The following is a 21,520-nucleotide window of genomic DNA, read 5'->3' on the forward strand; positions in this document are numbered from 1 at the left end:
CAGTTGAACCGCACTGCGTGAACATTGTGTGACAACAGTTCGGTCGCGCCCCCCGGCAACTGCCTTAAGCAATAACCCCGACACGTGGCCGCGCAGTGTTTGCGTGCCCGTCGTTCGCCTGACCCGTCAAAAGGACCTGTAAGTGATGCGTTCCCGACTGAAGCTGCCTGCTACCCGTGCCGACAAGGTGCCTGCCACCTCAGGTCAAGTGTTGCTGCTCAAACCCCTGGCCCAGGTCATTGCGCTGCTGGTGTTTGCCGGTGGTGCCCACGCGGCGCAGCCTCAGGCGTTCAGTTCGGGCTGGTTTGCGGCCAAGGGCGCAGCGCAAACGGCCGGCAGCGCACGACCGGGTGTGGTGATGCCGGGAACGCCGCCGCCGTTGTCCCAGCAACAGCGCGGCAACGAGCAGTTGCAGCGCTCCTTGCAGAACCTCAATACCAGCGTCGCCGCGATTGCCGCGCAACAGGCCGTGCAGGCCGCTGCCAGAAGCAGCGCGAGCGCGGGGCCGCAGAGCATCCACAACGGCCTGGGTGGTAATGGCTTGAATGTGGTGATTGGCGCAGATGGCAAGCCGCTGTTCGTCAACGCCGAAGGGCCGGTGCAGACCGATGCCAACGGCAAGACGCTGGTGTCGATCAAGCAGACGGCCGACAAGGCGATCCTCAATTGGCAAACCTTCAACGTGGGCCGCGACACCACCGTGCAGTTCCAGCAGAACAGCGATTGGGCGGTGCTCAACAAGATCAATAACAGCACCGCGCCTAGCCAGATCCAGGGGGCGATCAAGGCCGACGGCACGGTGATGATCGTCAACGGCAACGGCGTGGTGTTCAGCGGCAGCAGCCAGGTCAATGTGCGCAATCTGGTGGCGGCAGCCACCGGGTTCAGCGATGAGCAATTCACCGCCAGGGGCCTGTACAGCGCCAGCAACAGCGCGCCGAGTTTTGCCCAGGCCGCCGGCAATGTGACGGTCGAGCGCGGCGCGCAGATCCAGACCCAGGTGCCCGCGACATCGACGGCGGGTGGCGGTTATGTGCTGTTGCTGGGCAAAGAGGTGGCAAACGCCGGGAGCATTTCCACTGCACGCGGCCAGACTGTGCTGGCGGCGGGCGACAGTTTTGTGATCAAGAAGGGCTACAGCACCGACGGCAATGTCACCTCCACTACACGCGGCAACGAAGTCAGCGTCACCGGCAGTGGCAAGGCCAGCAACACGGGGTTGATCCAGGCCTCTACGGGGGACATCACGTTGACCGGCCAGCAGGTGCTGCAAAACGGCGTGGTGCTTTCAAGCTCCTCGGTGGAAGCACGTGGCACCGTGCATTTGAAGGGCTCCGGCAGCAACGCCAGCGTAAGCCTGGGCGAGGGCAGCCTCAGCGCCATTGTGCTCGACAGCAGCAACGCCCTCGACAGCCAGCGCGCCGGGTTGATCACCCCGGCGGCTGACCAGGCCGGTAACGTCGTGCCGGCTGACGTGTATCGCCGCGACCAATCCCTGGTGGAAATCACCAGCGACGGCACGGTGGATTTTCGCAGCGGCTCCCTGACGCTGGCGACGGGTGGCCAGGTCGGCGTCAAGGCCGCGCAGCGCACCTTGCTGCGTGACGGCGCAGTGATCGACGTGTCCGGCGCCATCGGGGTCAAGTTGGCGATGGAGTCCAATAGCGTCAAGGTCAATATCCAGGGTAACGAGCAGCGCGATGCGGCGGTCAACCGTGACGGCAAAGCGCTGAACAACAACGATGTGTGGGTGGATGTCCGCGACCTGATTTTTGTGCCGGCCGGCACCAACGGTTATGCCACCGACCGTTGGTACACGGCGGGCGGCCTGCTGGAAGTGGGCGGCTATCTGGGCACGCGCAACCACGGCATTGGCGAATGGATGGCCCAGGGCGGCACCGTGACGTTCAGCGGCAAGGACGTGGTGACCCGGCAAGGTTCGCAGATCAACCTGTCGGGCGGCACCCTTGATGTGCAGGCTGGCAAGATTCAGCAAACCTGGCTCAAAGGCCCTGATGGACGCTTGTACGAACTGTCGAGTGCGCCGGGGGATTTGCTCTACACCGGGATCTACAAGGGTTACGAAGACCACAGCCAGCGCTGGGGCGTGACCGACTATTACTACAACCCGCTGATCGCACCGCGCGAGCGCAGTGAAGCCGGCTATACCGTCGGGCGGGATGCCGGGCGCCTGGTCGTCAGTACCGCCGGCGCCGTGCTGGAAGGGCAAATTGTCGGCGACACCTACCAGGGTGAGCGCCAGACCCAGGCCGCGCAAAAAGGCCTGGACGGTTACCTGCAATCGCAAAAAGCCGTGGCCCGTGGCGCCGCCCTGATGGTGGGCAGCTATGTGCCGTATTACGTCAAGGACAGCGCCCAGTTGCAGTATGCCTTGGGCGCAGACGCCAACATGGTGAAGAACGTGGTGTTGGGGCCAAGGGCCGCTGCGGTCGCGGCCGGGTTGGAATTGAACAGCGTACTGCCGGCTGAGCGGGTGTCCACGTTGTATCTGGACAGTGAGGCGTTGAGCGCGACGAAACTGGGGTCGATCAAGGTCGCCAGCACCGGCTCGATTCTGGTCAATGGCGCACTGGAGGTGGAGCCCGCCGGTGACATCACCTTGTTTGGTCCCAAGATCGAGGTCAATGCCAACCTCACCGCGCACTCCGGCAGCCTGCAGCTGGGCAACGTGCAGGCGCAGATTACGCCGACCGGCAAGAACGACGTGACCCTTGGTGGTCGCGGCAGCTTGGTTGTCAATGCTGGCGTGTCGCTGGATACCAGCGGCCTGTGGAGCAACCAGTTGCTCAGTGTGAGCGACAGCAGCCGGTTGCCTTACCTCAACGGCGGCAACGTGGCCTTGCGCAGCAGTGGCGATGTGAGCCTGGCAGCCGGCAGCCGGGTGGACGTGTCTTCCGGCGCGGCCCTGGATGCCAGGAACCAGCTGATCGGTGGCAAGGGCGGCGACGTCACGCTTGCGGCCAACGCCAACAGTGCAGGCAGCCGCGGCAACCTGGCCCTCAACGGCGAGTTGCTCGGCTATGGCGTCAGTGGCGGCGGGCGCTTGAGTGTGCAGGCCGGCAAGGTGCTGATCAGTGATCAGCCGGCCGCGCCCCAGGCGGGCACGCTGCAACTCGACAGCGGGTTCTTCAACAAAGGCTTTGGTGCCTACGACATCACCGGCAACGAAGGTTTGTTAGTGGCCGACGGTACTCAGGTCGACGTGACTGCGCCGGTTTACCGCCTCAATGACACCGCGCAAAACCTGGTGAGCGGCGCCGACCCGCGCAGCGCATTGCAAATCTGGACGCCGCCGCAATACCGCGACACCCCCACCAAGGGCCAGTTGACCCTGCGCAAAGGCGCGAGCCTGAGCTTGCAAGCAGGTACCGCATTGTCCACTGCGGCGCAGATGGCGGCGGTGCAGGCGCGCATTGGCCAGGGTGCGGTGATCAACGTGGATCCGGGCCAGTCCATCGGCGTGCGCAGCATTGGCCAGTTGACCGTGGACGGCACGTTGAATGCCTGGGGCGGCACTATCACCCTGGGTGGCGTCAGCGTGCAGCCCACGGTGGCCGATGGTGTTGAGGCCAAAGGTCACGACCGTTCGATCTGGGTCGGCGAACACGCCGTGCTGGACGTGGCCGCACGCGCAGCCACGGCTGTCGACAGCCTGGGGCGGCGCTACGGCGTGGTGGGCCAGGGCGGCACTATCGTGATTGGCGGGCTGATCGACCCGGCCACCGGAATCGCCAGCGCGGCCAACCTGTTTGTGGTGGTGCGCAAAGGCGCACGCCTGGACGCCTCTGGTAGCCAGGCGCTACTGGACATGTCCGGTGCTGGCCCCACGGTGGTCGCCAGCCGTGGCGGCAACATCTCCCTGGCTTCCAGCAACGGCCTTTATCTGGACGGCACGTTTAGCGCCAACAGTGGCGGCGCCGGTGCGGCGGGTGGCAGCCTGAACGTGGCCCTGGAAGCGCCGTTGTACCTCGATACCGCCGTTGCCCGTGTGCGCCAGGCGCGTGAATTGATCGTCAGTGCCGCCGATTCAGGCGCGCCTTTACCGATCGGCAGTACGCCCGAAGCGGTGGCGGGCGGCTTGACCTACGGGTACGGACGGCTGACGGCCAACCAGGTCAGCGCCGGCGGTTTCGACAACCTGTCGCTGCTGAGCAACGGCCTGATCAGCTTTGACGGTGATGTGGCCTTGCGTCTGGGGCAGAGCCTGAGCCTGTATTCAGGGGCCATGGCTTTGACCGATAGCGCCGCGAAGCCGTCTCAGGTGTTTTTGACCGCACCCTATGTGCGCCTTGCCGGGGTGGGCAACAACAACAGCGCCACCGACAGCCTGGTGCGCCCGACGGTCCAGGGCGGCGTTTCCACTCAAGGTACGGCTGGCCTGTTGAGCGTCGAAGCGTCGAACGTGCTGGATGTGCGTGATAGCGTCAATTTCGGCGCCCATGCCGAGCGCTCCAAAGCGTTGGCCAACGGTATTGACCGGCGTGCCTTTGACCAGGCTCATTTGGTCAGCCAGGGGGATATGCGCTTTCTGGCCCGAAGCGCCGACAAAACCCAAACCGCCCTGACCACCCAAGCCGACCTGAACCTGATCGCCGCGCAGATTTACCCGGCGACCGGGGCCGTTGCCGAGGTGACGGCAGGTAACACCGGCGGTGAATTTGACCCGGCGCGTACGTTGCGCATTGGCCGGGTGCGCAGTACGGACCCGGCGCTGCCTTACTCAGTGTTCGGCAGCCTATCGCTGAACGCCTCGACCATCGAGCAAGGCGGTGTGCTTCGCGCGCCTATGGGCAGTCTCAGCTTGGGTGTGGACGGTGGTATTACGCGCGCTACCAAAGTGATCAATCTGTTGCCGGGCAGCCTGACCTCTGTCAGCGCAGGTGGCCTGGTGCTGCCTTATGGTGGAACAGTCGACGGCGTGACGTGGCGCTACGACGGCAAGCAGGTAGAGTTGTTGGGCGTTGGCGGCACCCGCAGTACAGGTAATGCGGCGGTGGGTGTGCAACTGGCGGGCGGCTCGCTGAATGTGCAACGGGACGCAGTGCTGGACCTTTCCGGTGGCGGCCAATTGCTTGGCGCGGCATTCGTTTCCGGGCGCGGCGGTTCCACGGATGCGCGCTACAACCCCTTGGTGCAAATCGGAGCGGACGGACGCTTTTCCTTACCGGGCCTGGCCACCAACCCCATCTATGCGATTGTCCCCGGCAGCCAGCCCTGGGTAGCGCCGAGCGGCGGCGAAGCGGGCGCGACCCAGCCTCTGGTCGGCCAGCAAATCAATATCGGTGCGGGTGTGCCTGGCCTGCCACAGGGGACCTACACCTTGCTGCCGTCCACTTACGCCCTGTTGCCAGGGGCGTTTCGGTTGGAGATCAACGGCTTGGCCGCGCCGTTCGCCAGCGGCGCGATGCACAGCGCCGCGGCCATGAATAACGGTTCCTGGTCAACCGAAGGCTTGCTGTCGGTTGCCGGTACTCACATTCGTGACAGTTTATCGAGCCAGTTGATTGTCACTCCGGCTGAGGTATTGCGCCGTTATTCCCAGTACAACGAAACCGCTTACGCAGACTTTATTCGCGCGGACGCGGCACGCCTGGGTGTGCCACGTGCTGCGCTTGAAGCCGATGCCAAAACCCTGAGATTGCGACTGGTGGGCGGTCAAAAAGACCTGGGGTTCAGCTTTGATGGTGAGGGGCGCTTCAAACCCGCACAGGGCGGTTTTGGTGCCACTGTTGCGGTGCTGTCCAGTGGCGACATAGAAGTGGTTTCTGACACCGCAACGGCCAGTAGCGCTGCATTGATGGCGTCGGTGCGGGCCAGCGACTTGAATGCCTTGGGGGCTGCCCGTTTGGTGGTGGGCGGTGAACTGACGGTGGTGTATGGCCAAGGTGGCAACTTTGTCAGGTCCGACCTGGCAGCCATCACCGCGAGCTCGGTGGTTGTGCGCCAGGACGCGACCCTGGCGGCGCCGGAAGTATTCCTGGTGTCGGGCAGGTCATCGGGCGCGATTGAAATCGAGCAAGGTGCGTCGATCAATACCTTGGGGCGCGGCAAGGCCGCCTATGACTCCGATGATGGTTTTATCTACCGGCCGGGCACCCGCAGCGTGTTGGCAGTCTCCAATGGACGTTTGCAGATGCTGGCGCCGGTAAACGGTGACGGCCCCAGTGGGCCGGGCAGCATTCTTATCGGCCAATGCAGCCTGAGTGCCTGCAGCGGCGACGCATCACTCTATTCCGAAGGCTCGATAGCCTTTGCCACCACCAACCGGTTTGCCTTGAGTGACAGCGTGCGCTATGGCACCCGCCATCTGGCCCTGGCGGTGGGTGGGATCAACGTCGGCAGTGCCCAAGCGCTGGCCGACGCCGCTGCGCGGGGTGTGCTGCCGTCGGGCCTGACCCTCAACCAGCAGGTGCTGGACCGCCTGCTGCGCGGCGATGCTTCCAGCGGTGCGCCGGCCTTGCAAAGCCTGGCGCTGACCGCTGGGCAAGCGTTGAATTTTTATGGCAACACCACGCTGAGCACCCTCGACAGTTCGGGCAAGTCGCTGCTCGATGAGTTGCTGCTGACCACGCCCGCGATCTATGGGTATGGCAGCGCCAGTGATGTGGCGCTGATCCAGACCGGCACCCTGGTATGGGGTGGCGCCACCAGCACGCCGCCAGCCGTAATCAGCAATGGTGCGGGCACCGGCAGCGGCACCCTGGAGTTGCAGGCCCGGCGCATTGCGTTCGGTTATGGCCGGGACGCCCAGCCCGACAGCCTGGCCAACAATGGCCGCATGACGCTGGGCTTTGCCACGGTCAACCTCAACGCCAGCGAGCGTGTCACTGCCAACCACAAAGGCAGCCTGACGGTACATCAGTCGCAAGGTGCTTACGAGGCGGGCAAAGGCTTTGCCTACAGCGGCGGCAATCTGAACATCAGCACGCCGTTGTTGACCGGCGAAGCCGGCTCGGTCAATCGCATCAGCGTCGGGGGCGCGTTGACTGTGAAGGCTCCATCCAGCGGCACAGCGCCAGTAAATGCAGCGGCCATCGACGCTTTGGGCGCCGAGCTGCTGCTGTCCGGTCGCAGCGTGGCGCTGGATACCTCGGTGGTGCTGCCGAGCGGCAAGCTCACCCTCAGTGCCGATGAAGAACTGACCCTTGGCGCGGCTTCACGCCTGGACCTCAGTGGTCGCAAAGTGCAAATCAGCGATGTGAGTAAATACAGCTGGGGCGGTGATGTCAGCCTGGAAAGCCGTCATGGCAACATTCGCCAGGCGACAGGCGCGTTGATCGACGTGTCTGCGCAATTCAATCAGGGCGGCTTGCTCAAGGCTGTGGCGGTGGACGCCGGTGCCGGGCAGGTCGACTTGCAAGGGCAGGTTCGCGCCGGCAGCAGCGGTTATTACGATGCCGGTGGCACCCTGGTGCCGTACAAAGCCGGTGGTGTGGATATCCGCGCGCAGCAGGTAGGGGACTTTGCCGCCTTGAACCAGCGCTTGAACCAGGGCCAGGTCGTTGGCTCGCGCAGCTTCCAGCTCAAGCAGGGCAACCTGGTGATTGGCGATGAACTCAAGGCCAATCAAGTCAATGTCTCGGTGGATAACGGCAGCCTGACGGTGCTGGGCACGGTCGATGCCAGTGGCGAGCGGGTCGGCAGTATTCGCCTGGCTGGCAAGCAGGGCGTGACCCTTGCCGGCAGCGCGCTGCTGGATGCGCACGGCAGCGTATTGCGGGTCGACAGCTACGGCAAGATCATCGATGCGCCGAACCGAGCGATGGTGGAACTCAACAGTGGCGACGGTCAATTGACCTTGGCCGATGGCGCGCGTATCGACCTGCGCCACGGCACCGCTGCGGCCCCGGGCAGTGGTCCGGGACACTCTGACGGCGTGGCCCGGGGCACGCTGGAATTGAACGCACCGCGGCTCAATGCCAATGACGTGGCCATCGACGCCAGCGGGCAGGTCAACATCCAGGGCGCCCGCGCCATTGCAGTCAACGCGGTGGCCCGTTACAGCGATGCGCCGGTGGGCACAGAACCGTCGGCCAGTGGCCGACCGTATCAGGTGATTGACCAGAACTACCTCACGCAAAAGCACGCGCTTGCCGAGGCTTTCATAAACAACGCCCTTAACAACGCCGGGCTGATGCAGGGCAAGCTCGCGGGCTTGAATAACAGCCGTTATACCGAGGCGTTCCACTTGCGCCCAGGTGTGGAGATCGTCACCCAGGGCGACCTGGTGGTGAGCGGCGACCTGGACCTTTCCGGCTACCGTTACGCCAGCGTCAACCCCAACACGCCGAAGACTTCGGTGTACGGCTCGGGCGAGGTGGGCAGCCTGGTGGTGCGTGCCGGTGGCAACCTGGATGTCTACGGCAGCATCAACGATGGCTTTGCGCCGCCACCGAAGACGCCCGACGATAATGGCTGGGTGCTGACGCCGGGGCTGCAAGGGTTCGGTGCCGATGTGATTGTGCCCGGCCCTGGCGTGGTACTCGCCAACGGCAGCGCATTCCCCACGGGCAAGACCCTCAATTACCCGTTACCGATCCAGGCCACTGCATTGGCCCAAGGCACTGTGCTGCCGACCCGAGGCACACTCGACGCGCCACTGACCCTGCCGGCCAACACGGTGTTGAGCGCGACGGTGCGCGACAGTGGCGGCAACCTGTTGTACGCCGCGGGCACCTTATTGCAGCAGCCTGTGGTGCTGGCGGCCGGAACACAACTGGAGGCGGGCACGGTCTTGGCCGGCGCGGCTTCGCTGCGCGCCATGACCTGGCCGGCGGGCGTGCCACTGCCCAGCCGTGGGGGCGTGACGGGCAGTGCAACGGACGGTGTGTTGCTGGCCGGTGACCTGGCCCTCAAGGTCGGGGCGCTGATTCCGTATGGTACAGACGTCAAGTTGCCCAATGCTGCGGTGTCGGTACCGTTGCGCACCGTGACCGGCGCCACGGCGCGCCAGAACTGGGCCGTGGCACCGATGCTGGCCGAGGGCTCGCAGTCGTGGTCATTGCGCCTGGTGTCCGGTGCCGATACCCAGGCGGCTGATACCCGTGCGATCCAGCCAGCCTACGCCGGCGACTTGACCCTGGCCGACACGCACTACGGAATCTATGAGACCCACGACAAAATCATCATCCCGGCGCAACCGGCGCGGCCGGGTGGGGCATGGTACTGGAGTGATTTGGCCGCCGAGCTGTTCGGTTACGAGGCAGGGACTCCAGTGTCGCAGTCCGAGTCGGGATTGTGTGATGAACCCGACATGTGTATTCGCGTCAAGTACGTATGGAGCGACCTCGGGGAACTCTTCGGCTTTGTACCGGGCCAGCCGGTATCGCCTCAGGACGAAGGCACCTGCGACCCTGATTTGTGCGTTTCCCTGGGCGAACCGATTCCAGCAATACCTGAGCAGGTCACCATCGGGCCGGTGAAACGGGTCTCACCCGTGAGCCAGCACTTTAGCGTGCTGCGCACCGGCACCGGGGATCTGGACTTGATAGCCGCGGGCAATGTGGCGATGAAGTCGCCCTATGGTATTTATACCGCCGGCGCCTCCAGTGCTTCTCGTGCAGGCAGTGCCGCCGCTGAGTTTGATCGCGCTCGCGCCACCTCAGCGGATGGAACGGTGCTGGGCAGCGCGGCCAAGGCGTATGAAACGCTTGTCGATAAAAGCAGCCCCTATGCCGCTTGGTATCCCGATGGGGGCGGCAATGTGTTGTTGCGCACGGGTGGTAGCCTGACAGGCGATGTTTGGACGCCGCTCACCGACGCGATCATGCCCAATGACGGTCGCACTCAACTCAACAGTGCGAACCTGGGCAATTGGTTGTGGCGCCAAGGTACCGGAAACACTGCGGGTGTGACCCCGACACCTGCCAGTTGGTGGATCAATTTTGGTACTTACGTTAAAAGCGACAGTGGTGCCAACATCGAACTCGAAGACCGCGCACAGATAAACCTGCTTCCACGCCTGGTGGGGTTCACAGGTGTAGGCACCCTGGGCGGTGGCAACCTGACCCTGGACTTGGGCAGCGATGCCGGCATGCTCGTTCGTCGCGGCGATCCCGGTGCAGTCAGAGCACCGCGCAGCGAAGGGTTGGTGCTGGCTGTTGGCAGCACTGGCCGGGTGGTCGACGGGCGATTGCTGCTCACCGGTGGCGGTGATCTGGATGTGCGCATGGGCGGTGATTTGAACCCCGGGCTGGATGCCCGCGCGAGCCGTGATAAATCCGCTACGTTGTCAGCCGATTATAAAGCGCAGGTGCTCAGCCTCAACGGCGTACTGACCAACCTGCGTGGTGCATTGAACCTGCAAGCAGGCAGCCTGGGGGGCATTGCCTTGAACTACGGTGAAGTGCCCGGATCTCAGGATGCCAAGGACAGCCGTGCTTACTCACCGTACACCGCCAGCCTGGGCACGGCCACGGGCGGTATCACGTTGATGTTGGGGGACGCCACGGCCAACCTGTCGACCCGAGGTGACTTGGTGCTGGCGGGGACAGGCGATCCAGGACGTGTTTCTACCGAAAATACCCAGGCATTCAGTTACAACGGCACAGACTATGGCAATGGGACCACCTGGTTCTCGCTGTGGACCGATCGCACGGCCATTGACCTTTTTTCCGCAGGTGGCAGTTTGACGCCTAGCGTGCAGAGCATGTCGCTTGCCAGGTCAGGCATCCTTGCGCCTTTGCAAGGGCAGAACTACTCAAGCTCCGATGGGCGTTTTATCTTCCCTTCCAAACTGGGTGTGGTGGCAGCCAATGGCAGCATCTATCTCGGTGCGTCCGCGTTGGGCGTTGGCCCGCTGCCCAATAATCCCGTTTACTCGTTATTGCTGGCGCCATCGAGCCAGGGGCGGCTGGCGATGTTGGCCGGCGATTCCATCTACGCCAGTGGCTATGCAGTCAACCAGTCGGGTGACAGCCTGAGTTCCATAGCGACGCCTTTGGCGCCAGCCTTTGTTGGCAGGAACGGGTTCAATCGCGTCATCGACAACCTGGGCGGTGACGCGATACAGGCTGATCTTTCCTTGTTTGCCTTGCGCAGCCCAACCGATCTTGCGCGCCCGCCAGCCCAGACACAGCCGGCCAGGTTTTATGCCAATCAAGGCGATATCGTCGGCTTGCGCAGTGGTGAAATCATCACGTTCAGCAGCGGTCGGCAAGGGCAGGTCCGCTATGAATCTGCAGGTCCGGTGTGGATGCGAGCGGGGCGCGATATTGTCGGCTCAGGCACGTATCTGGGCACATCCACGGTGTTTCCGGCGTTGCTTGCTGACAACGGCGACTACACAGGCGAAAGCCGCGGCAACCTGTTCGTACACAACCGTCCAGAGGATGTCTCGGTGGTGTCTGCCGGACGCGACATTATCTACAGCAGCTTCAACGTCGCCGGCCCCGGCACCCTGGAAGTCAGTGCAGGGCGTAATCTGTTGATGGAAGACAAAGCCTCCATCACCAGCCTGGGCCCGGTGGCGGTGGGGGATTCGCGACCAGGTGCGTCTATCGTGCTGGAAGCCGGGGTAGGGCCTAACGGCCTGGATTACCTGAAGTTCGTCACGCCTTACCTGGACCGCGCCAACCAAGCGCTCGACGGTGTGCCCCTGGCCGGGCAGACGGGCAAGGTGGTGAAAACCTACGAGACCGAACTGCTGCAATGGCTCAAGGAACGCTATGCCTTCAGTGGCGATGCCGACCAGGCGCGGGCGTACTTCGCCGGCCTGGGGCCCGAGCAGCAACGCATTTTTGCGCGCTCGGTGTACTTCGCCGAAGTGCGCGCGGGCGGACGTGAATTCAACCTGAGCGCAGGCCCGCGTTCCGGCAGCTTTTTGCGCAGCCGCGCGGCGATCGATGGGCTGTTGCCGAGCAAGGACGTGGCGGGCAACCCGATCGTGTATGACGGCGATATCACCCTGTATGGCGGTGCCGGGGTGCATACCCGGTTTGGCGGCGATATCCAGATGCTCAGCCCTGGCGGGCAGCAGGTGTTCGGTATTGAAGGGACTGCGCCGCCGGCGACTGCCGGGGTGCTGACCCAGGGTGCCGGAGATATTCAGTTGTATGCCCAGGGCAGCATCCTGTTGGGCCAGAGCCGCATCATGACCACCTTTGGCGGCTCGATTCTGGCGTGGTCCGATGCCGGTGATATCAACGCCGGTCGGGGTTCGAAAACCACCGTGCTCTATACCCCGCCGAAGCGGGTGTATGACAACTGGGGCAATGTGACCTTGTCGCCCAACGTGCCGAGCGCGGGGGCGGGTATTGCGACGTTGGCGCCGATTGCCGAAGTGCCGGCCGGTGATATCGACCTGTTGGCGCCGGCGGGCACCATTGATGCGGGCGAGGCGGGGATTCGTGTTTCGGGCAACGTCAACATTGCGGCGTTGCGCGTGGTGAACGCGGCCAATATCCAGACCCAGGGCAAGTCGTCCGGGGTGCCGGTGACGGCGGCGGTCAACACTGGGGCGATGACCTCGGCGAGTGCGGCGGGGGCGGCGGCGTCCCAGGCGGCGGAGGACGCGGCGCGCAGTCAGCAGGCGGCGGCGAAGCAGGGCAGGGCTTCGATCGTGACGGTGGAGGTGTTGGGTTTTGGCGCTGAGCCGGTGGAGCGTGAACCGCAGCCTGCGGGCCAGCAAAAGACCTCGGGGTATAACCCCGGCAGTCCGGTGCAGGTGTTGGGCGCGGGGCCGTTGAGTGAACAGGCGCGGGCGCGGTTGACTGACGAGGAGCGTAGGCAGATTAGTTTGTAAGGGTTTTTGCGGGACCTCTCGTTGTAGGTTTGGGGCGATCGGTGATTGCCCCTTTTTTTTGCGTGTATATCCGTTATTTGGGTGATAGCGACCTAGGGTTCCGCTTTTACAGCGGGTCACTTTTGGCAAACGCCCGGAATGCCGGCCCAGCCAAAAGTAACCAAAAGGTCTGTGCCCCACCACTCGGCACCTCGCTAATGCTCGGTGTGCCAGAACGAAGGCTTGAATCCGTGGTTAACGGGGCGCCTCAGATCAAGATCAAAATCTACAGCACGGCGGCCTAGTAGCCGACCTGAGTGGTTGAATCAAAAGCGAAAAGCGGATTTGCATACACTGAAGAGCTGCTTTTCTGTGGGAGCTGGCTTGCCTGCGATGCAGACACCTCGGTACATCAGGTACAACCGGTTGATGCCATCGCAGGCAAGCCAGCTCCCACCTTTGACCGAGTATGGCTCTGCTGTTGCTGCGGCTCTTACATCCTTTGGCCCCCAGGTCAGTACCAAAAACATCCGTCAACCCAAACGCCTGAGCGTCTCACTGGGCAACTCGCGAAACAACGCCCGATAACTCTGCGAAAACCGCCCCAAGTGCCAGAACGACCAGTTCATCGCCACCTCAGCCACCGTAGCCCGAGTCGAGCTCAACAACTCACGCCGCGCCCCGTTCAACCGGCGCAAGCGCAACCACTGTGCCGGGCTCATTCCGGTGTAGGTCTTAAAGCCTTGCTGCAATTGGCGTAACGGCACACCGGCGATCTGCGCCAGTTCCAGCAGGTTGGCGGTTTCATCCGGCGCATCCGCCGCCCATTCACCGATACGCGCCATCAACAGGCGCTCGTCGCTGCGCCGCTGCAACGAGCTGCGGTCCAGGCACACACAAGCGTTGTCGAGAATAAACAGGCAGTCATCAAGCAATTGCTGGGTGAGGGCATCACGGCTGATAGGGTCAGTCAGCGCAGACAGCCGTGTCAGCGTGCCACTGAGCCAACGGGTGAACAGCGCGTTCTGCTGGCACGTCAACGGTGCCATGAACAACCCCTCAAGTTTCGCCACATCCAAACCATGGCGCTGCACGAACTGAGGGCCGAATACCACCGCCACTTCGCGGTAGTTTTCCGGGGTGATCCAGGTGTTGCGGCTCTCGCCATTGAGCATGTACAGCGCGTTGTCGCTGCCATCGAAACAGAACGCCAGGGAGCCCGGTGGCGCATTGAAATGCTGCTCCACGCGCGTGTTCATGCACTCTTCGTAAACCTCGACGCCGTGCAGGTCGAGGTAGCGGATCTGCCCGGCAAAATGCCCTGGGGACATCTGCTGGTACTGCTGCACCCAACCGGGTGTCGCACTGCATTGAGCGGCCACATCACCGGTGGTGAAGGCCTGTACGCGCAAAGCTGTTGCCTGTGTCATGGGTAACCTGGGCGCACTCTATTGGTGCGTTATGGTTCGTGCAAAGTGGATAGATGCCGTTTGAAGGCTGGCCCAAGATAGACCTCAATGCGCCGGGAGTACAAGTCGGCGCGTGCAACCAACCCATGACGAGGTCCTTATGAACGCCCCCTTCGATCAGCTGTCCGCCTGGCTGAAAGAACACAAGATTACCGAAGTCGAGTGCGTGATCAGTGATTTGACTGGCATCGCACGCGGCAAAATTGCGCCCACCAACAAGTTCCTGCATGAGCGAGGCATGCGCCTGCCGGAGAGTGTGCTGCTGCAAACGGTGACCGGGGACTTTGTCGACGACGATATCTACTACGACCTGCTCGACCCTGCCGACATCGACATGATCTGCCGCCCGGTGTCCAACGCCACTTACGTGGTGCCGTGGGCGATCGAACCCACCGCCATCGTGATCCATGACACCTTCGACAAGCAGGGCAACCCCATCGAGTTGTCGCCGCGTAACGTGTTGAAAAAAGTCCTGCAACTGTACACCGACAAAGGCTGGCAGCCGATTGTCGCGCCAGAAATGGAGTTCTACCTGACCCAGCGCTGCGAAGACCCGGACCTGCCGCTGAAAACCCCGGTGGGCCGTTCGGGCCGGGCCGAAACCGGGCGCCAGTCGTTTTCCATCGACGCCGCCAACGAATTCGACCCGCTTTTCGAAGACGTTTACGACTGGTGCGAACTGCAGGGCCTGGACCTCGACACACTGATCCACGAAGACGGCCCGGCGCAGATGGAAATCAACTTCCGCCATGGCGACGCCCTCGACCTGGCCGACCAGATCACCGTGTTCAAACGCACCCTGCGTGAAGCCGCGCTCAAGCACAATGTGGCCGCGACCTTTATGGCCAAACCGGTGGCCGACGAACCGGGCAGCGCCATGCACCTGCACCAGAGCGTGGTGGAGATCGCCACCGGCAAGCCGGTGTTCGTCGACGCCGACGGCAAGATGAGCCAGCTGTTCTTGCATCACATCGGCGGCTTGCAAAAGTACATCCCCAAGCTGCTGCCGATGTTCGCGCCGAACGTGAACTCGTTCCGCCGCTTTTTGCCGGACACCTCGGCGCCTGTCAACGTGGAGTGGGGCGAAGAAAACCGCACCGTCGGCCTGCGTGTACCGACTTCCAGCCCCGACGCGATGCGCGTGGAAAACCGCCTGCCGGGCGCGGATGCCAACCCGTACCTGGCGATTGCCGCGAGCTTGCTGTGCGGCTACCTGGGCATGATCGAGCAAATTGAGCCGAGCGCGCCGGTGGAAGGCCGTGCCTATGAGCGCCGCAACCTGCGCCTGCCGTTTACCCTCGAAGATGCGCTGGCGCGCATGGAGGACTGCGACACGGTCAAGCAGTACCTGGGCGATAAGTTCGTGCGTGGCTATGTGGCGGTCAAGCGCGCCGAGCACGAGAATTTCAAGCGAGTGATCAGTTCCTGGGAGCGTGAGTTCCTGCTGTTGAGCGTCTAAAAAACCAATAAAGGGGTGTCGATATGCGTCTTGTGAAAAAGCTTCTCCCGCTGGCTCTCGTCGCGGCGTTCAGCAGCAGCGGCCAGGCCGCCCAGACGGTCAGCGTCTATAACTGGACCGACTACATAGGCGAGACCACCTTGGCCGATTTCCAGGCCAAGACCGGGATCAAGGTGATCTATGACGTGTTCGACTCCAACGAAACCCTGGAAGGCAAGTTGCTCGCCGGGCGCACCGGCTATGACGTGGTGGTGCCGTCCAACCACTTCCTGGCACGCCAGGTAAAAGCCGGCGCGTTCTTGAAACTCGACCGTTCGCAGTTGCCCAACTTCAAGAACCTCGATCCCAAACTGCTCAAGCTGCTGGAGAAAAACGACCCCGGCAACGCGCACTCGGTGCCGTACCTGTGGGGCACCAACGGCATCGGCTACAACGTCGACAAGGTCAAGCAAGTGCTGGGCATCGACCATATCGACTCATGGGCGGTGCTGTTTGAGCCCGAGAACATCAAGAAGCTGCACGAGTGCGGCGTGGCTTTTCTCGATTCAGCCGATGAGTTGTTCCCGGCGATTCTCAATTACATGGGCAAAGACCCGCGCAGCGAAAACCCCGAGGACTACAAACAGGCCGAAGCCAAGCTGCTGACGCTGCGCCCGTACATCACCTACTTCCATTCGTCCAAGTACATCTCGGACTTGGCCAACGGCGATATCTGCGTGGCCTTCGGCTATTCAGGCGACGTATTTCAAGCCGCCAACCGCGCCAAGGAAGCCAGGAACGGCGTGAACATCGCCTACTCGATTCCCAAGGAAGGCTCCAACCTGTGGTTCGACTTGCTGGCGATTCCGGCCGACGCCGGCAACCCGAAAGAGGCCCACGCCTTCATCAATTATTTGCTCGACCCAGAGGTGATCGCCAAGGTCAGTGCCGCGGTCGGTTATGCCAACGCCAACCCGGCGGCCAAGCCCTTTATGGCGCCGGAGCTGGTCAACAACCCTGAGGTGTACCCGTCCCAGGAAGTGCTCGACAAACTCTATATTTCCACCACGCCGACTCCGGCGACCATGCGCCTGATGACCCGCGCCTGGAGCAAAGTGAAGACCAACAAATGATCCCGTCCAATGACCACGCCCGGTCCTATTACCGGGCTTCGGCCAATACCATGCCGGAGCGCCCGTCACTGGGCGCCAACCTGAGCGCCGATGTGTGCGTGATCGGCGGCGGGTTCACCGGCGTCAACACCGCCATCGAACTGGCCCAGCGCGGGCTCTCGGTGATCCTGCTGGAGGCCCGGCGCATCGGCTGGGGCGCCAGTGGGCGTAATGGCGGGCAATTGATCCGTGGTATCGGCCATGACGTGTCGGGGTTTGCCAAGTATGTGGGTGAGGAGGGCGTGCGTTACCTGCAGCGCGCCGGGATCGACTCGGTGGCGCTGGTGGGCGAGCGTATCGCCCAGCACAACATTGACTGCGATTTGCGTTGGGGCTTTTGCGAACTGGCCAACACCCCGGCGCAGTTTGCCGCGTTCAAGGGCGAGCAGGCGGGCCTGGCAGCGCTGGGTTATGCCCCTGAAACCCGCCTGGTCGGCCCGCAGGACATGGCGCAGGTGGTGGGCTCCAGCGTCTACGCCGGCGGCCTGGTGGACATGGGCTCCGGGCACTTGCACCCGCTGAACCTGGTGCTCGGCGAGGCGCTGGTGGCCGAGTCGCTGGGGGTGAAGATTTTCGAACAGACCCAGGTGCTGGAGCTTGTACACGGCGATACGGTGCAGGTGCGTTGCGCCGGCGGCACGGTGCGTGCGGCTAATCTGGTACTGGCTTGTAACGCGCACTTGGAGGAACTGGAACCGCGCTTGAGCGGCAAGGTACTGCCGGCGGGCAGCTACATCATCGCCACCGAGCCTCTGTCGGTCGAATTGGCCCAGCAGTTGATTCCGCAAAACCTCGCCCTGTGCGATCAGAAAGTCGGGCTCGATTACTACCGGCTCTCGGCTGACCGACGCCTGCTGTTCGGCGGCGCCTGCCATTACTCGGGGCGTGACCCTGCGGATATTGCCGCGTATATGCAGCCCAAGTTGCTCAAGGTGTTCCCGCAGTTGGCAGGCACCGCCATCGAGTTCCAGTGGGGCGGCAAGATCGGCATCACCGCTAACCGCTTTCCCCAGGTTGGGCGCCTCAAGCAGTACCCGAATGTGTTCTATGCCCAGGGCTATTCCGGGCATGGCCTGAACGTGACGCACTGGTGCGCGCGCCTGCTTGCCGAAGGCATTCACGCCGGTGCAAGCCACGGCCTGGATATCTTCAGCCAAGTGCCACACATGACCTTCCCCGGCGGCAAGGCCCTGCGCTCGCCGCTGCTGGCGTTGGGGATGCTGTGGTATCGGTTGCGAGAAATGCTCTGACTGGCAGCCGCGTTTAACCGGATGAGCCTGAGGGGGAAAGATTGAGGTAAGGGCGTGAGTGGCTGACATTGGACCGAGTATGTCCGGGGCGATGAGGTTACCCGTTGCCCTGGCCTTCACAGGCTTTCAGTCAGCACCTTCCTGAACGTTTCCACCAAAGGCCGCAAATTAACCCGGTGCCACGCCGCCCACAGCGGCGTGGTGTAGGTCAGCCATGGCAGTTCACGCAACACCACGCCAGGCGGCGCATTGCGGCTCAACCCTTTTTGCACCATCGCCACACCCAACCCCGAGGCGACGAGGCCGAGGGCGGTAAACGGCTCACTGGCTTCCATGGGAATCTGCGGCGTAAAACCAGCACGAATGCACGCAGCCACAAAGTCATCCGCCGGGTTGGCGCCAGGCTTGCGTTGCACGCCGATCCACTCCTGATCAGCCAGATGCTCGGGTAACAACTCGCTGTGGCGCGCCAATGCATGATGTTCCGGCAGCGCCAGCAGCATCGGGTCGTCCAGCACCTGCAGCGCCGTCAGGTCCGGGTCATCGGTGGCCGGTGGCTCGCCGACCAGGGCAATGTCGAGGCTGCGTTGACGCAAGCCTTCGAGCTGTTCCAGCGACGGCAAGTTGTACAGCTTGATATGCACGGTAGGCCGGTCATCCCTCAATACGCGCAACGCATTGGGCAGCACGCCGGCGTGCATCGCGTTTTCGATGTAGCCGATGCACAAGCCGCCTTCTTCGCCGCGTCCCAGGCGTTTGCCCAGGGATTCCAAGCGATTGGCGTGGGTCAACAGCGCCTTGGTTTCCGCCAGGAACGTCTGGCCATCGCGGGTCAGGCGGATGCGCTGCTGGCTGCGTTCGAACAAGGTCAGGCCCAGGCGCTCTTCAAGCTGGGCGATCTGGCGGCTCAGCGGTGACTGCGAGATATGCAGGCGCTCGGCGGCACGGCCGACATGTTCTTCTTCCGCGACCACTTCGAAGTAGCGCAGTTGGCGAAGATCAATCATGTGTAAGACCTTTCAGGACTCAAGTTGATCGCAGTATGTCTTGGACGGTCCGATCTATGCAATCTAGGATCTGCTCAACGGTCACAGCGACTCACAACCTATTGAGGACCCACCATGAGCTTGAAAGACAAATTGCCCGGCCCGCTGGGCTTTGGCACCGCACCGCTGGGCAATATGTTCCGCGCAATTGCCGAAGACGAAGCCCAGGCCACCGTCGAGGCTGCCTGGAACCACGGCGTGCGTTACTTCGACACCGCTCCCTTTTACGGCTCGGGCCTGTCGGAAATCCGCCTGGGCCAGGCGCTGTCGCAGTACAACCGCGATGACTTCGTGCTCAGCACCAAAGTTGGCCGGGTGATTCTCGATGAAGTCGAAGAAAGCGCCCGCGACCTCGGCGAAAAAAGCGGCGTGTTCGAACACGGCCGCCCCAACAAGATGCTCAATGACTACAGTGCCGACGCCACCTTGCGTTCCATCGAAGACAGCCTCGAGCGCCTGCAAACCGACCGCCTGGACATCGTGTGGATTCACGACATCGCCCAGGACTTTTACGGCGACCAATGGCTGGACTACTTCAACCAGGCCCGCACCGGCGCCTTCAAGGTGCTGACCCGCCTGCGCGAAGAAGGCGTGATCAAGGCCTGGGGCCTGGGCGTCAACCGCGTTGAACCCTGCGAGTTGACCCTTGACCTCAACGAAGCCCGGCCCGATGGCTTCCTGCTGGCCGGCCGCTACACTTTGCTCGACCACGAACGCGCCTTGCAGCGTTTGATGGACGCAGCCTTGGCGCAGAACGTCGAGATCGTCGTCGGCGGGCCTTACAGCTCCGGCATTCTGGCCGGTGGCGCGCACTTCGAATACCAGCAGGCGAGCCCCGCGATCATCGATAAAGTCGAGCAGATCAAGGCGATTGCCCAGGCGTTTGGGGTAAGTATAAAAGCCGCAGCCCTGCAATTTTCCCTGGCGCATCCGGCCGTGGCGGCGGTGATTCCAGGTGCCAGTCGTCCGGGGCGGATTGCCGAAGACGTTGCAGCGTTGTCAGAGAAGATCCCGGCAGCCTTCTGGCAGGCGCTGCGCGAGGCCCGGTTGATTTCGGCCCGTGCGCCTCTGCCGCTCTAACTTCAGGAGTACCACCGATGAACATTGATGTAAGCGGCAAAGTAGCTATCGTCAGCGGCAGCACCGCCGGTATTGGCCTGGGCATCAGCCAGGCGCTGGCCGCCTGCGGTGCCACCGTGGTGGTGATCGGGCGCGAATCGGGCAAGGTCGACGACGCGCTGGCAAGCATTCGCCAGGCGGTGCCGGGCGCTGATCTGCGCGGGCTGGTGGCGGATCTTGGCACCGCCGAAGGCGCCGCGAAACTGTTCGCCGCCGAACCGCGTGCCGACATCCTGGTCAACAACCTCGGCATCTTCAACGATGTGGATTTCTTTGATGCGCCCGACAGCGAGTGGACGCGCTTCTATGAGGTCAATGTGATCTCCGGCGTGCGCCTGGCACGGCATTACACGCCAGGCATGGTCGAGCAGGGCTGGGGGCGGGTGATCTTCGTGTCGTCGGAGTCCGGCGTGGCCACACCGGCCGACATGATCAACTACGGCGTGACCAAAAGCGCCAACCTCGCGGTTTCCCATGGCCTGGCCAAGCGCTTGGCGGGCACCGGCGTGACGGTTAACGCAGTGCTGCCGGGGCCGACCTTTACCGACGGCCTGGAGCAGATGCTCAAGGACGCCACACAGAAGTCCGGGCGCAGTGCGCGGGACGAGGCCGACGTATTTGTACGTAACGCACGGCCGACCTCGATCATCCAGCGCGCGGCGAATGTGGATGAAGTGGCGAACCTGGTGGCGTACATTGCTTCACCGCTGTCCTCTGCAACCACAGGCGCTGCGCTGCGGGTCGACGGTGGTGTTGTCGACAGCATGGCGATCTGAAGTCTTATTTTTCCTGGAGTATTTAGTGTGGCGACAGCTTCTTCTGTAATTGAAATCCCGGTTTCGGCCGATCAGGTCTGGCAATTGGTCGGTGGCTTCAACGCGCTGCCGGATTGGCTGCCGTTTATCGTCAAGAGCGAGCCGAGCGAGGGCGGGCGCGTGCGCCACCTGCAAACCGCAGATGGCGGTGTGGTGGTCGAGCGTTTGCAGCGTTTTGATAACGTGGCGCGCAGCTACAGCTACACCATCGAGCAATCGCCATTTCCGGTGAGTGCTTACCTGGCGACCTTGCAGGTTGAGGCGCTCACCGACAGCTCGGCGAAAGTGACCTGGTCCGGCGTGTTCACCCCGGCAGCCGGGACCACGGACGCGGCGGTGGAAGAGTTGTTCACAGGAGTGTACAGCGGCGGCCTCGAAGCGCTGCGCGCCAACTTCTAACTAACTGGCAAAGCCGTTCCAATGTGGGAGCTGGCTTGCCTGCGATAGCGGAGTGTCAGGCAATGCAAAT

Annotated in this window: 9 protein-coding genes; 7 read left to right on the plus strand and 2 right to left on the minus strand. The window is 62.9% G+C overall.

The window, feature by feature from the left end:
• Positions 1 to 145 precede the first annotated feature (145 nt).
• Positions 146 to 12,763, plus strand: a complete 12,618-nt coding sequence (locus ACQY47_RS27545; RefSeq protein WP_428553619.1) for a filamentous haemagglutinin family protein — start codon at positions 146 to 148, stop codon at positions 12,761 to 12,763.
• Between the two features lie 512 nt (positions 12,764 to 13,275).
• On the opposite strand, the gene ACQY47_RS27550 is transcribed toward ACQY47_RS27545, so the two are convergent.
• Positions 13,276 to 14,172, minus strand: a complete 897-nt coding sequence (locus tag ACQY47_RS27550; protein WP_099550140.1) for a helix-turn-helix domain-containing protein — start codon at positions 14,170 to 14,172, stop codon at positions 13,276 to 13,278.
• A 139-nt stretch (positions 14,173 to 14,311) separates the two neighbouring features.
• On the opposite strand from ACQY47_RS27550, the gene ACQY47_RS27555 reads away from it, so the two are divergent.
• Genes ACQY47_RS27555 through ACQY47_RS27565 form a run of 3 tightly spaced genes read left to right on the plus strand, consistent with a single transcriptional unit; the run spans position 14,312 to position 18,071 of the window.
• Positions 14,312 to 15,670, plus strand: coding sequence for a glutamine synthetase family protein (locus ACQY47_RS27555; RefSeq protein ID WP_017135352.1), 1,359 nt, complete (start codon positions 14,312 to 14,314; stop codon positions 15,668 to 15,670).
• Between the two features lie 23 nt (positions 15,671 to 15,693).
• Positions 15,694 to 16,782: a polyamine ABC transporter substrate-binding protein gene (locus ACQY47_RS27560; RefSeq protein ID WP_169987705.1), complete on the plus strand. Its 1,089-nt coding sequence runs from the start codon at positions 15,694 to 15,696 to the stop codon at positions 16,780 to 16,782.
• Positions 16,779 to 18,071: an NAD(P)/FAD-dependent oxidoreductase gene (locus ACQY47_RS27565; RefSeq protein WP_428553624.1), complete on the plus strand. Its 1,293-nt coding sequence runs from the start codon at positions 16,779 to 16,781 to the stop codon at positions 18,069 to 18,071. Before ACQY47_RS27560 ends, ACQY47_RS27565 begins: the two co-directional genes overlap by 4 nt.
• Before the next feature lie 116 nt (positions 18,072 to 18,187).
• Here the strand turns inward: ACQY47_RS27565 and ACQY47_RS27570 are convergent, their stop codons facing one another.
• Positions 18,188 to 19,078 (minus strand): LysR substrate-binding domain-containing protein, encoded by an 891-nt coding sequence (locus ACQY47_RS27570; RefSeq protein ID WP_017135354.1) that lies wholly within the window; start codon positions 19,076 to 19,078, stop codon positions 18,188 to 18,190.
• A gap of 114 nt (positions 19,079 to 19,192) precedes the next feature.
• Here ACQY47_RS27570 and ACQY47_RS27575 point away from each other — a divergent pair, with 114 nt between their 5' ends.
• Genes ACQY47_RS27575 through ACQY47_RS27585 form a run of 3 tightly spaced genes read left to right on the plus strand, consistent with a single transcriptional unit; the run spans position 19,193 to position 21,450 of the window.
• Entirely contained in the window at positions 19,193 to 20,197 is a 1,005-nt protein-coding gene (locus ACQY47_RS27575; RefSeq protein WP_428553628.1) for an aldo/keto reductase, read from the plus strand.
• A 17-nt stretch (positions 20,198 to 20,214) separates the two neighbouring features.
• Positions 20,215 to 21,012 carry an SDR family NAD(P)-dependent oxidoreductase gene (locus tag ACQY47_RS27580; RefSeq protein ID WP_017135356.1) on the plus strand — a complete coding sequence of 266 codons (798 nt, stop codon included), beginning with the start codon at positions 20,215 to 20,217 and terminating at the stop codon, positions 21,010 to 21,012.
• Positions 21,013 to 21,039: 27 nt separating this feature from the next.
• Positions 21,040 to 21,450: an SRPBCC family protein gene (locus ACQY47_RS27585; protein ID WP_170040134.1), complete on the plus strand. Its 411-nt coding sequence runs from the start codon at positions 21,040 to 21,042 to the stop codon at positions 21,448 to 21,450.
• Positions 21,451 to 21,520: the final 70 nt, after the last annotated feature.

It is taken from the genome of Pseudomonas edaphica (assembly GCF_965277385.1).
GTDB classification, from domain to species: Bacteria; Pseudomonadota; Gammaproteobacteria; order Pseudomonadales; family Pseudomonadaceae; genus Aquipseudomonas; species Aquipseudomonas edaphica.